The sequence below is a fragment of the Paenibacillus sp. LHD-117 genome (assembly GCF_030929555.1).
In the GTDB taxonomy this organism is placed as follows: Bacteria; Bacillota; Bacilli; order Paenibacillales; family Paenibacillaceae; genus Pristimantibacillus.
This window is the reverse complement of sequence record NZ_JAVFVT010000055.1, coordinates 25,364-37,419: the sequence shown is the minus strand read 5'-3', so window position 1 is coordinate 37,419 and position 12,056 is coordinate 25,364. Positions and strand designations below refer to the sequence as shown.

Sequence of the window (12,056 nt, the reverse complement as noted above, 5' to 3'; positions counted from 1 at the left end):
CTCAGTTGGTAGAGCACTCGACTGTTAATCGAGTTGTCACAGGTTCGAGTCCTGTTCGGGGAGCCATACAGAGAGGTGTCCGAGTGGTCGAAGGAGCACGATTGGAAATCGTGTATACGGCAACGTATCGAGGGTTCGAATCCCTTCCTCTCTGCCAGTAAGGCCCGTTGGTCAAGGGGTTAAGACACCTCCCTTTCACGGAGGTAACAGGGGTTCGAATCCCCTACGGGTCACCAACTTCTTTAAAAAATCTTCAAAAAAAAGACTTGCAATCATGCATAACCCTATGATATGATATGAAAGTCGCTCAACACGGAGGATTAGCTCAGCTGGGAGAGCATCTGCCTTACAAGCAGAGGGTCGGCGGTTCGATCCCGTCATCCTCCACCATGATTTCTTTATAACGACGCGGGGTGGAGCAGCTCGGTAGCTCGTCGGGCTCATAACCCGAAGGCCGCAGGTTCAAATCCTGCCCCCGCAACCAATTTACCTTCGGAGACATCCGAGAACAATGATGTGGAGCTGTGGTGTAGAGGCCTAACATGCCTGCCTGTCACGCAGGAGACCGCGGGTTCGAATCCCGTCAGCTCCGCCATTATAACATCATCAGGCTCGGTAGCTCAGTCGGTAGAGCAGAGGACTGAAAATCCTCGTGTCGGCGGTTCGATTCCGTCCCGAGCCACCATTCAAGTTTCATATGCCGCTGTAGCTCAACTGGTAGAGCAACTGACTTGTAATCAGTAGGTTGGGGGTTCAAGTCCTCTCGGCGGCACCATTTGGAGGATTAGCGAAGTGGCCAAACGCGGGAGACTGTAAATCTCTTCCTTCGGGTTCGGTGGTTCGAATCCATCATCCTCCACCAGTTTTTAGGGGCATAGTTTAAAGGTAGAACAAAGGTCTCCAAAACCTTTGGTGTGGGTTCAATTCCTGCTGCCCCTGCCAGTCTAGAATAGTGTGTTACGTGGCGGTCGTGGCGAAGGGGTTAACGCACCGGTCTGTGGCTCCGGCATTCGTGGGTTCAAGTCCCATCGATCGCCCCATACAACACACAAAACAGAATACCTAGTGTTGGGGATTAGCCAAGCGGTAAGGCAACGGACTTTGACTCCGTCACTCCAAGGTTCGAATCCTTGATCCCCAGCCATCACATGCGGAAGTGGCTCAGCGGTAGAGCATCGCCTTGCCAAGGCGAGGGTCGCGGGTTCGATTCCCGTCTTCCGCTCCATTATTTTATGGCGCCATAGCCAAGTGGTAAGGCAAAGCTCTGCAAAAGCTTTACCCCCAGTTCGAATCTGGGTGGCGCCTCCACAATCTCATAGTGTGCGGCCTTAGCTCAGCTGGATAGAGCGTTTGACTACGAATCAAAAGGTCAGGAGTTCGAATCTCTTAGGCCGCGCCATCTTTTTTTTACCAAATGCCGGTGTGGCGGAATGGCAGACGCGCGCGACTCAAAATCGTGAGGGAAACCGTGGAGGTTCGAGTCCTCTCACCGGCACCACACATAAACAGACAATCCTTGAGCGATGGTTTTCCATCCTGAAGGATTTTTTTGTTTTCGATTGCATCATTACAGAATAAAAGATTAATAGATTTATATTACAACGGCGAAAAAGCGACAGGATATTCGCCCCCTTTGTAGAATGGTATGTATCAAGAAGGGGGCATCCCAGTTGAAATTCGTTTATTCGATTCGCACCATCTTGATTGTCGGATTTATGGCCGTCATGCTGCCTACCCTCTTGTTCATGATGATCAACCACTTCTACTCCAGAGATATCGTGCGCGATAAGGTGACGGAGACGTACCGTAATACATTGGATATTTTCGTCGGGCAGACGGATGATAACTTGGATGAAATTACGAACTACTTGATTAATATGTCGATCCTTGACGTGGATGTTGGCATGCTAATGTCGTTTCCGATGAACAATGATTTGTATACGCTTACAAAAATTCGAATCGATACCAAGCTGAAACGGGATGTCGACGTTTATAACGTCATCGACAGCGTCTTTCTTTATCACGAGCATGACATCATTCTGGGAACGAATAGCGATTATAACAATGCGCAAGAAATCATTGCGACGCATATGAAGGATCGGGTGTCGAGCAAGTCGCATCACGCCGATGACATCAACCGGAAATGGGAGGTCCGGTATGATCAAAGAATGCCGGGCCAGTTCTTCCTGCTCAACAGCATCGAGGTGACTTCCGGGATGTATGTAGGCGCATTGATCAGAGTGAAGGATATTAATGAGCGGTTGATGACGCAATGGAGCGATGGCGCGATCGGAAATGCTGGTATATGGCTGCGGGACGGAAGCCGGCTCAAGGAGCTGCTTACGGAGAACGAGCCGCCGGTTAATACGGAAGCGACCAAGATTACGAACGCTTCTTATCAGACACTTAACAACGAGGAGAACGGAAAGTCTTATCTTGTCATGAACAGGCCCAGTCGTGTCGTTAACTTCGCCTACCAAGTCATCGTGCCGGAAGAAGCGTTGCTAAGGGAACTAATCTTTTTCCGCAATGTCGCTTTATTCGCTCCGATCGGGTTGATCCTCATTCTGTCGTTGTACCTAATCTTTATCCGTAAAATGTTGTTCAAGCCGCTTCAAGAGCTGATCGTCGGCATGAGGAAAATCTCCCTTGGTTTGCTTGACGTTCGCCTGAAACGAGGCAAAACGATCGAGTTCGAATTTCTTGGGGAGACGTTCAACAAAATGGCAGAGCAAATCAAAACCTTGAAGATAGATGTCTACGAGGAGCAGCTTCGCGTCAAACAAGGCGAGCTGAGGCAGCTTCAAGCGCAAATTAACCCGCATTTTTATATGAACAGCCTGAATATTATTTACAACCTGGCGGCTTTGAACGATACCGAGTCGGTGAAGAAGATGTCGCTTCACCTCGCGGATTACTTCCGTTTCATCATGCGGACGAACAGCGATACGATTACGCTTGGCGAAGAGCTATCGCATATCGGCAATTATATTACGATTCAGCAAATAAGATTCCCGGATAAGCTGATCTGCACGGTCGAAGCGAACGAGAACGATACCCGTATTCCGATCGCGGCGCTGACCTTGCAGCCTTTTGTGGAGAATGCCATCATTCATGGCTTTAAGAATAGAAGGAAGCTGTTCCATATTCGGATTGCCGCTGCACGAATTACGGAGCCATCCGGCCAACCCATGCTGCTTTTGACGGTGGCCGACAACGGCGCGGGTTATTCGGAGGATGTGCTCAGGCAGCTGCAGCAGAAACAATATGTCCCGCAAGGGAGCTCAACGGGGCTTGGCATTATGAATGTCATTGACCGCTTGACCATTCTATACGGCGGGAAGGCTTCGATCGCTTTCGCGAATGGCGATGACGGAGGGGCGGAAGTTTCGATTCGTATTCCGATACATGAAGAAAGGGGGGCTGACGATGTTTAATTTGCTCGTTGTCGATGACGAAGATATTGCGATAAGGGGCATTCAGCAAGGCATCGACTGGTCCGACACGGAAATTGGCGAGTTGTTCACGGCATACGACGCCGAAGAGGCGAAGGAGCTATTGCTTCAGCATCGGATCGATATCTTATTATCGGATATCGATATGCCGAACGAGAACGGCATCGAGCTGCTGCGTTGGGTGAACGAGAATCGGCCGGATGCGGTCACCTTATTTTTGACCGGACATGCGGATTTTGTTTATGCGCAGCAAGCGCTTCATCTGGATTGCTTCGATTACTTGCTTAAGCCGATCGATCATGCCCAGTTGAAGAGCTGCATTGCCGAGGCGGTGCAGAAGGTGAAAGAGCAACGACAATTCCATGAGATCAAAGATACCTTTCGAAAGGTATCCGAGCAATGGAGGCAGCAGCGCCCAGCCTTGGTGGAACGATTCTGGCAGGATTATATTCACTACCGCCTATCCGTTCACCCGAGCCGATTAGAGCCGGTTCTGGATACCTACGAAATTCCGCTGCTAGCCAATAGCTTCGTTCACATCATCGTAGTCAGCATCGAGCAGTGGAGAGAAGAATGGTCGGCCAGAGACGAAGAAATTATGACCTATGCGGTGAAGAACGCAGCGGCCGAGCTTCTGCTTGGCGAGCGGGCGGGCACGGTCGTGCAGGAGCCGAACGGCATGTTATATGTCATCGGATACAATCCTGAGCCGGAGGCTGATGCGGATCTGGCAAGCCGCTGCAGCCATTTTATCGAGCAATGCCGAACGATGCTTCATTGTCAGCTCTCCTGTTACGCAGGCAGCCCGGTTACGCTGCAAGAAGCCAGAAGCAGCATACAGTCGTTATTGGAGCAAGAAAAAAACAATGTGACTCAAGGCGGCGCCGTATTGATCGAGGCCGATTGGGTGAAAGAGAGGAGCGCCGGAGGCCCAACCGAATTTCCGTTTACGGATTGGAGCTCGCTGCTATCCCTTGGCAAACGGACGGAATTAGCTTATCGGATCGACGAATGTTTCGACCGGATGCTTGAGCAGAAGGCGGACTATACGCTGCTTGCATCGTTTTATTTTGGCTTCATGAATATGTTGTTCGGCTGGTTAAATGAACGAATGCTGCAAGCTTCCGACGTATTTGCGGGGAACGAATGGGAGGATGGGCAACAATCGCTCAAATCTGTTGCGAGACTGCGAGCATGGACGCACCGTGTTTGCGCGATGACCGCTGCCTACTCCTCGGAGAAAGGAAAAGCCGTCTCGCATGCGGTAGAAAAGGTTCAAGCGTACATGAAGGAACATCTGCACGAGGATTTCAGTAGAGAGCAAGCAGCGAAGCTCGTTTATTTGAACCCGGCGTATCTGTCCAGGCTATTTCGCAAGGAGACGGGACTTACGCTCACCGACTATCTGGTGGAGCTAAGGATGGGTAAAGCGCGCGCCGAGCTCGCGAACACCAACCATCGCATCAGCGATATCGCAGTGGCCGTCGGTTATTCGAACTTCTCGCATTTCTCGCAAGCTTTCAAGCGGGCGACAGGGTTGTCCCCTCAAGAATATCGCAAGAAACATCAGAAATTAATTTAATGATTAAATGATAGTTGAACTTCCTATACGAGAAGTCACAGCGCCGACAATGCGGTCATTACGCCGACAGAGTCCGGCGTTTTTTTTGTTTACACTGAAATAAGAAAAGAGAGGAGGAGAGGCGATGGCGAATCTACGCAAATACTGGATGTTCTACCTGATGATGCTGCCGGCAGTCGCCATCTTGGTCGTCAACAACTACATTCCGATGTTCGGCATCTTGATCGCGTTCAAGAACATCAACTACGCGGACGGTATCTTGGGCAGTCCTTGGACGGGATTCCGAAATTTCGAATATTTGTTTAAGACAAAAGATGCCTGGATTATTACGAGAAACACGCTGCTATACAACGCCAGCTTCATCGTATTGAATTTGATCGTGCCTCTTGCGTTCGCGATCATGCTGAACGAGATGAAAAACCGGTTTATGGCAAAGCTTCACCAAACCGTTATGTTCCTGCCTTATTTCCTGTCAATGGTTGTCGTCAGTTATTTGGCCTTCGCGTTCATGAGCGACGAGCATGGGTATTTGAATACGACGGTGCTGCCGATGCTGGGGCTGGAAGAGGTCAAATGGTATTTCACGAAGGAAGTATGGCCTTACGTGCTGCCGCTCGTCAATACGTGGAAGTGGGTCGGTTATTACACTGTCATCTACATGGCGGCGATCATCGGGATCGACGAGGAATATTACGAGGCGGCCACCATCGACGGCGCCAGCAAGTGGAAACAAATGACCCGCATTACGATCCCGCTCATTATGCCGGTCATCGTCATCATGACGCTGCTTCAGATCGGGCGGATATTCAACGCCGACTTCGGCTTGTTCTTCCAGGTGCCTAGAGAATCAGGCGTGTTGTTCCCGGTTACGAACGTTATCGACACATATGTCTACCGAACGTTCCTGACGGTGGGAGATATCGGGTTGTCGTCGGCTGCGGGCCTCCTGCAATCCGTCGTAGGTTTCACGCTGGTGTTCCTATCCAATTGGATCGTCCGGCGGATTAATAAGGATAACGCATTATTTTAGGAGGTGGAGCCAGTGGAAGCACCAGTCATGGAGAAAGCGCCGAGCGCCTCCAATCCCCAGAACAAGTTATCTATGCCGGCTTCGGCGGGCATTCATCTGTTCTTCATTCTGTATTCACTGCTCTGCATCGTGCCGGTCATTCTAATCGTCATGGTGTCTTTCAGCGACGAAATGACGGTCGTCCGGGAAGGGTATCAGTTTTTCCCATCCAAGTTCGACATGGGCGCTTACGAGTTTCTGTTCACGGACGCGAGGCAAATTATCCGGTCTTACGGCATTTCCATCTTCGTTACGGTCGCGGGCACCTTGTCCAGCCTTATCATCATGGCGCTGTACGCTTATCCGATCTCCAGAAGCGACTTTCCGCAAGCCAAACATTTTACGTTTTTCGTTTTCTTCACGATGCTCTTCGGAGGCGGCCTCGTACCTTGGTATCTCGTCTACGTGCAGATGCTGGAGTTGAAGGATAACATAATGGCTCTCATCCTTCCACTGGTCATATCCGCGTTCTTCGTGCTCATCATGCGGACCTTCTTCATTACGACCATTCCGACGGCGGTGCTGGAATCGGCCAAGATCGACGGGGCGGGGGAGCTGACCATCTTCGCTCGAATCGTCATCCCGTTATCCTTGCCCGTTCTGGCGACTGTAGCGTTATTCCAGACGTTGACCTATTGGAACGATTGGTTCCTCAGCCTGGTCTTCATCACGAAGGATGCCAATATTACGGTGCAATATCTCATGTACAAAACGATGCTCAACATTCAGTTTCTCGCGAACAACTCGACGGCGGCGGCAGCTATTCAAGCGGCCGGCGGCACCTTCCGCTTCCCTAGCGAAACCGTGCGCATGGCGATGGTGATCGTGGGGATCGGGCCGATAATTTTCGCGTATCCGTTCTTCCAGAAGTATTTCGTCAAGGGGCTTACGGTAGGGGCGGTCAAAGGGTAAAGAGGCAAGTGCACATGGGGCTTCGGCTAGCATCGCTAGTTAAGCATAGCATCATCATTCCGATCGGGAGGTCATTCCATGACAAAGAGAAACAAAGGAAAATGGGTTTCATTGCTATTGTTCACCATGATTACGGCTATGATTGTAACCGCTTGCTCAGGCAACAAGGGGAATGATAAAGGAAACACGGGAGAGGCGACCCAAAAACCGGAACAAACCGAGAAAACTGGCGGAGAGGAAACGGCAGCTCCGGAGGAGCTCAAGCCGCATAAGTTGACCATGGTCTACCCGGGTACGACGCAGACCGACGAAGCCGTGATCGAGGAAGCGCTGAATAAACTGCTGACGGAGAAAATCAATGCGACGATCGATCTGATGCCGATCGATTGGGGCGCATGGGACGACAAAATCAACTTGATGATCGCGGGCCGCGACGTCATCGACATTTATTTCACGGCGCAATGGAACGGACACGCCAACAACGTTTCGAAAGGCGCGTTTATTCCGCTGAACGATCTGATCGACCAATACGGGCAAGGCATAAAGGAAACGCTGGATCCGGCGTTCTTGGAAGGCGCCAAGATCAATGGCAAAAACTACGGCGTGCCGACGAACAAGGAGCTTGCTTCGGCGGGCGGCATCGTCTACCGGACGGATGTCACGGATGAGCTCGGCATCGATATGAGTCAAGTGAAGGAGCCGAAGGATCTGGACGCCGTCTATGCCATCGTGAAGGAGAAACGGCCGGATCTCGTGCCGCTCTATACGACCGGAGCCGTGTTCAACGCACATTACTTCGGCAACTATGACTTCCTAGGCGATTCGACGATTCCCGGAGCGCTGGTGAAGGATGAGACCGGCACCACCGTTGCGGCGGTAGAAGATTTGCCGCGGTATCAGGAATTTTTGAAGCTGGCCCGCGATTTCTATCAGAAGGGTTATATTAACGCCGATGCCGCAACGACGCAGGTTGCTTCCGCGGACGCTTGGAAAGCCGGCAAAGTATTCTCGACCGTCGAACCGATGAAGCCGGGCAAAGACGCCGAGATCGCAAGCGCAGCGGGCATTCCCGGCAAAACCGCGCAAATCATCATGACGTCGAAGACGGTCGCGACTTCCGAGACGGCGGGTTCCATGCTTGGCATTTCCTCGACGTCCACGAATCCGGAACGGGCGATGATGTTCATCAACCTGCTGCATACGGATAAAGAAATCAACAACCTTCTTAACTTCGGAATCGAAGGCGTCCATTATACGCGCAGCGGAGAGATCATTACTCCAACGGACAAAACGGGCGACTATTCGCCGGGTTCCGCATGGATGTTCGGCAGCCAATTCCTCAACTACGTCTGGAATACGGAAGCACCGGACAAGTGGGAGCAGTTCAAAGCGTTTAACGAAGGCGCGATCTCGTCGCCTGCCCTCGGCTTCGTCTTCGACAGCGAGCCGGTGAAAGCCGAAGTCGGCGCGCTAGCGAACGTTATCCGCCAGTTCCAAAAGGCGGTAGAGACGGGTTCGGTCGACACGGAGCAAGGGCTGAAGGATTACCGCCAGGCGCTTAAGGACGCCGGCATCGATAAAGTGATCGCGGAGAAGCAGAAGCAGTTCGACGCGTTCCTCGCGAGCAAGTAACGGCCGTATCGGCGTTTCGACGCGGCGAGTTAATAATTATGGTTCCCCGGGTGAGCAATCGCCCGGGGAATTTTTTATGTAACAGCAACTATCCTTTTATTCCAGACGTCTAGGGGGTATTCGATACTGGAAGCGAGTGGATATAGATGAAGAAGCTAGCCGGATCTGTTTTATTGATTATGATCTTAACGTTGACTAGCTGCACAAATGCAGAAGATGAGAACGCCGAACAAGCCGACGTAACGTTACAGGCAGAAGCTTCGGCTACGCCAACAAAATCAATACCTTCATTGATTGTTGATGCAACGCCGGTTCCATCGTCCAACGAATCCATAACGATGGAATCGTTTCAAAAAGAGATGACCGACAGCGGCTTCCAAATAAAAGCGTTAGATGAAGATTCGATGTATATTCAAGAACCGTTCATCACAACCACGGCGGATGGCGCTTCCTATTCCGTTCATATCGTGAGGAAAATAAAAACGGATGCAGATGAAACGATCATGAGCAGGGAAGCTGTCGTCGTCAATCCCGATAATGGGGAATTCCATGTGTATCCTCTATATGAAACGTTGATGGATGATGCGTATAACCCGGATTCCGTCGCGAAAGCGTATGGTTTCCTGGATGATCGGCATTTGTTGTTTGTTTCTGTCATTAATGATCGCAAGGCTGCAAAGGATTATGCTTACAGGGTGGAAAAGCTGGATATCCTCACCGGAGAGAAAAAAAGAATCGTTCCTTTGAATGACGTTATGCCAAAGGACGACCATTTCGCCAATGGCTGGCTCACCGAGGACAAAACAACGCTTATGCTTAATGGCTACACGACCGGACAAGTATGGTCCATTCAATTAGAGAAAAAAACGATAAACCGATCTCCGGTACAAGTCAAACATGATTGGCCATTCTTTATGACTTCGGTATCGCCTGACGGAAGGTTATATTGGTATGCCGATTCGGAGAATAGGTTATATAAGCTGCTAAATCTGGAAGGAGACGTTATAGCTCAAATTCCTTTCGGCTCGCAGGATGTTGCCTATCCCTTTTTCCAATGGAGCACGAGCGGCAATTTCGCGGTTTTTTATGAAACAGCAAAAGATAGGTCCGACAACGTCATTCACGACGAAGGAGAGTTTACAGTCAGGGCGATGGATAAAGCAACCTTTTTCGATAGGAACGGCAATGGCAAACGTTTTGCATTCGATATGGAAGCGGGACATTATTTCGAAGTATCGGGTTGGCTGGAGGGGGAAGGCGATCTAGCCTTGCTCAAATTTTATCAATTAAAAGGTGCAATAAACGAACGCCGATTGGAAAACGTTCGTTATCGGATATTAAACGTAATAACGGGCGAAATGATCGCGCTAAACCAGGCTTCCGGAATCGAGAATCTAACGCAGCCAGTTCGGGTCGTCGCTTATCAAAGCTCTGTCGATGTTGAGAAGCCCGTTCTTGCGGTTGATCCGAAGCAAAAGCTTGTGGTTGCGTTGGAGGACAGCGGGAGGTGGGTGCATGGAGTGAGTGCCGAATCCAATCGGCTTGATTGGATCGGATACGGCAAATCGGATGGCAAAGCCACTTTCAAAGTCTGAGATCGAGCCGCCGGCAATGTAAAAGAAATTGAAAGGCCGAACCGAGCCAATGAAGCGTGGTTCGTCGGAGAGGATTGGGTTGCGTCGGATGACATGTCTTATTCGAGACTGGACTAATGTATTGCTTTTTGAACCCGAACCATTAGAATAGAAGTAACTGGATTGACACGGAAAGAGATGGAGGAGAAACGATGGCGAGATGGCGTATCGTCAGCTTAAGCCGCCTTACAAGGATGCCGGTTTCGCTGCTCGTTCTTCTCCTGCTGCTTGGAGGATGCAGTTCCACGGACACAAATGAAAGCGCTTATCGAGAAGAAGCGGTTCCGAACGAGGAAGGGCAGGATGCCGGCGTCTACACGATCAAGTTCGTGTACACTGGGGCGGCCCAGAAGGATGAGCTCGCGGTGGAGGCGGCCATCAACGACTATTTGAAAGGCAAGCTGGACGCGCGCATCGATCTCATGCCGATCGATTGGGGACAATGGGAGGACCGCGTCAATCTGATGATCGCATCCCGGGAGAAGGTCGACATCATCTTCACGGCGCAATGGAACAAACATGCCGTCAATGTCGCGAAGGGAGCTTTCCTCGAATTAACGGAACTGCTTCAGACGCATGGGCAAGGCATACTCGGCACGCTCGACCCCGTCTTCTTGAGCGGTTCGAGAATTGACGGCGGGAACTATGGGGTGCCGACGAATAAAGAGCTTGCCGCGCAAGGAGGCATTATCTACCGGAAGGATGTAGCGGAGGAGCTTGGCATCGATATGTCCGCCGTCCGTTCGATTGCCGATCTGGACGCGGTCTTCGCTCGCATCAAGCGGGAGAAGCCGGACATGATTCCGATCTACATGAGGCAAGGCGAGACGTTTAACGCGCATTACATCGGCAATTACGATCCGCTTGGCGACACGTCTATCCCGGGCATCATTTTGAAAGACGGCGACGCTACCCAAGTGATGCCGAAATACGAAACGGAGCGGTATGTGGAAACACTGCGCATTACCCGCGATTTTTATCAGAAGGGGTACATCAACAACGATGCCGTAACGAATCAGACGATGAACATGGAAGCGTTAAAAACCGGCAACGTATTCTCGATCACGTCTGCCTTAAAGCCGGGCAAAGCGGAAGAAATCGCGATACAGACCGGGCTTATCGGCATGCTCGCGCAGAAGGAACTGAACGCGAAGACGATCTCGACTTCGGAGACCGCCGGCTCCATGCTGGGCATCTCCTCGACGTCGCAGCGGCCGGATCTAGCGATGCAGTGGATCAATCTGCTGCACACGGACCGTTATTTAAACAATCTGCTGAATTACGGCATCGGAGGCGTCCATTACGAGACTGCCGGCGAAGGCGTCATTCGTCAGACGGATCGAACAAAGGACTACAACCCTTCTTCCACTTGGATGTTCGGCAATCAGTTTTTGAATTTCGTCTGGGATACGGAGGATCCGGACAAGTGGGAGAAGTTCCGGACGTTCAACGCGCAAGCGCATCTATCCCCCGGTCTTGGTTTTGTCTTCGATAGCGCGCCGGTCAAGGCGGAGGTGGCGGCCGTCGTTAACGTGGACCGCCAATATTTGAACGCGCTCGATACCGGTACCGTCGATGTCGACCATGTGCTCCCGCAATATGTGGAGAAGCTCAAGGCAGCAGGCATCGATCGGATTATCGAAGAGAAGCAAAAGCAATTCGATGCATACCTGGCCCTGAATAAACGTGAAAGCAGCTAACCGTCTGACGCATCCACGAAAAAAGCGCCGCGGGACGCGATGGGATCGCGAGCCGCGGCGCTTCTGCATTTG

The 12,056-nt window shown here is 51.2% G+C and carries 7 protein-coding genes and 15 tRNA genes; all 22 read left to right on the top strand.

Features of this window, described 5'->3' with window-relative positions:
* Nucleotides 1-69: 69 nt before the first annotated feature.
* The 22 genes from RB620_RS28655 to RB620_RS28550 all read left to right on the top strand — a co-directional run bounded on the left by RB620_RS28655 (nucleotide 70) and on the right by RB620_RS28550 (nucleotide 11,984).
* Nucleotides 70-157 (top strand) — tRNA-Ser (locus RB620_RS28655).
* Nucleotides 158-161: 4 nt separating this feature from the next.
* Nucleotides 162-236, top strand: a tRNA-Glu gene (locus RB620_RS28650).
* Between the two features lie 78 nt (nucleotides 237-314).
* Nucleotides 315-390: transfer RNA gene (locus tag RB620_RS28645), tRNA-Val, on the top strand.
* 17 nt (nucleotides 391-407) lie between these two features.
* Nucleotides 408-484, top strand: a tRNA-Met gene (locus RB620_RS28640).
* 34 nt (nucleotides 485-518) lie between these two features.
* A tRNA-Asp gene (locus RB620_RS28635) sits at nucleotides 519-595 on the top strand.
* A gap of 14 nt (nucleotides 596-609) precedes the next feature.
* A tRNA-Phe gene (locus RB620_RS28630) sits at nucleotides 610-685 on the top strand.
* Between the two features lie 14 nt (nucleotides 686-699).
* Nucleotides 700-775: transfer RNA gene (locus RB620_RS28625), tRNA-Thr, on the top strand.
* A 3-nt stretch (nucleotides 776-778) separates the two neighbouring features.
* A tRNA-Tyr gene (locus tag RB620_RS28620) sits at nucleotides 779-862 on the top strand.
* A 6-nt stretch (nucleotides 863-868) separates the two neighbouring features.
* Nucleotides 869-942: transfer RNA gene (locus RB620_RS28615), tRNA-Trp, on the top strand.
* Between the two features lie 22 nt (nucleotides 943-964).
* Nucleotides 965-1,040 (top strand) — tRNA-His (locus RB620_RS28610).
* 29 nt (nucleotides 1,041-1,069) lie between these two features.
* Nucleotides 1,070-1,144, top strand: a tRNA-Gln gene (locus RB620_RS28605).
* Between the two features lie 6 nt (nucleotides 1,145-1,150).
* Nucleotides 1,151-1,225 (top strand) — tRNA-Gly (locus RB620_RS28600).
* Nucleotides 1,226-1,234: 9 nt separating this feature from the next.
* Nucleotides 1,235-1,308, top strand: a tRNA-Cys gene (locus tag RB620_RS28595).
* Between the two features lie 14 nt (nucleotides 1,309-1,322).
* Nucleotides 1,323-1,399: transfer RNA gene (locus RB620_RS28590), tRNA-Arg, on the top strand.
* 17 nt (nucleotides 1,400-1,416) lie between these two features.
* Nucleotides 1,417-1,498 (top strand) — tRNA-Leu (locus RB620_RS28585).
* Between the two features lie 172 nt (nucleotides 1,499-1,670).
* Entirely contained in the window at nucleotides 1,671-3,437 is a 1,767-nt protein-coding gene (locus RB620_RS28580; protein ID WP_308100383.1) for a sensor histidine kinase, read from the top strand.
* Nucleotides 3,430-5,037 carry a helix-turn-helix domain-containing protein gene (locus tag RB620_RS28575; RefSeq protein ID WP_308100382.1) on the top strand — a complete coding sequence of 536 codons (1,608 nt, stop codon included), beginning with the start codon at nucleotides 3,430-3,432 and terminating at the stop codon, nucleotides 5,035-5,037. Before RB620_RS28580 ends, RB620_RS28575 begins: the two co-directional genes overlap by 8 nt.
* A gap of 124 nt (nucleotides 5,038-5,161) precedes the next feature.
* Complete coding sequence (locus RB620_RS28570) at nucleotides 5,162-6,067, top strand: ABC transporter permease (protein WP_308100380.1); 906 nt, start codon at nucleotides 5,162-5,164, stop codon at nucleotides 6,065-6,067.
* A 27-nt stretch (nucleotides 6,068-6,094) separates the two neighbouring features.
* On the top strand, nucleotides 6,095-7,018 hold the full coding sequence (locus tag RB620_RS28565) for a carbohydrate ABC transporter permease (RefSeq protein WP_374121473.1): 924 nt from the start codon (nucleotides 6,095-6,097) through the stop codon (nucleotides 7,016-7,018).
* 78 nt (nucleotides 7,019-7,096) lie between these two features.
* Nucleotides 7,097-8,650 (top strand): ABC transporter substrate-binding protein, encoded by a 1,554-nt coding sequence (locus tag RB620_RS28560; RefSeq protein ID WP_308100377.1) that lies wholly within the window; start codon nucleotides 7,097-7,099, stop codon nucleotides 8,648-8,650.
* A 146-nt stretch (nucleotides 8,651-8,796) separates the two neighbouring features.
* Complete coding sequence (locus RB620_RS28555; RefSeq protein WP_308100375.1) at nucleotides 8,797-10,245, top strand: hypothetical protein; 1,449 nt, start codon at nucleotides 8,797-8,799, stop codon at nucleotides 10,243-10,245.
* A 191-nt stretch (nucleotides 10,246-10,436) separates the two neighbouring features.
* Entirely contained in the window at nucleotides 10,437-11,984 is a 1,548-nt protein-coding gene (locus tag RB620_RS28550; RefSeq protein WP_308100373.1) for an ABC transporter substrate-binding protein, read from the top strand.
* Nucleotides 11,985-12,056: the final 72 nt, after the last annotated feature.

Excerpts from the sequence above, each read along its gene's own strand:
- RB620_RS28575 (WP_308100382.1), top strand. The coding sequence starts at position 3,430 with ATGTTTAATTTGCTCGTTGTCGATGACGAAGATATTGCGATAAGGGGC.
- RB620_RS28565 (WP_374121473.1), top strand. The coding sequence starts at position 6,095 with ATGGAGAAAGCGCCGAGCGCCTCCAATCCCCAGAACAAGTTATCTATG.
- RB620_RS28570 (WP_308100380.1), top strand. The coding sequence starts at position 5,162 with ATGGCGAATCTACGCAAATACTGGATGTTCTACCTGATGATGCTGCCG.
- RB620_RS28550 (WP_308100373.1), top strand. The coding sequence starts at position 10,437 with ATGGCGAGATGGCGTATCGTCAGCTTAAGCCGCCTTACAAGGATGCCG.
- RB620_RS28555 (WP_308100375.1), top strand. The coding sequence starts at position 8,797 with ATGAAGAAGCTAGCCGGATCTGTTTTATTGATTATGATCTTAACGTTG.
- RB620_RS28560 (WP_308100377.1), top strand. The coding sequence starts at position 7,097 with ATGACAAAGAGAAACAAAGGAAAATGGGTTTCATTGCTATTGTTCACC.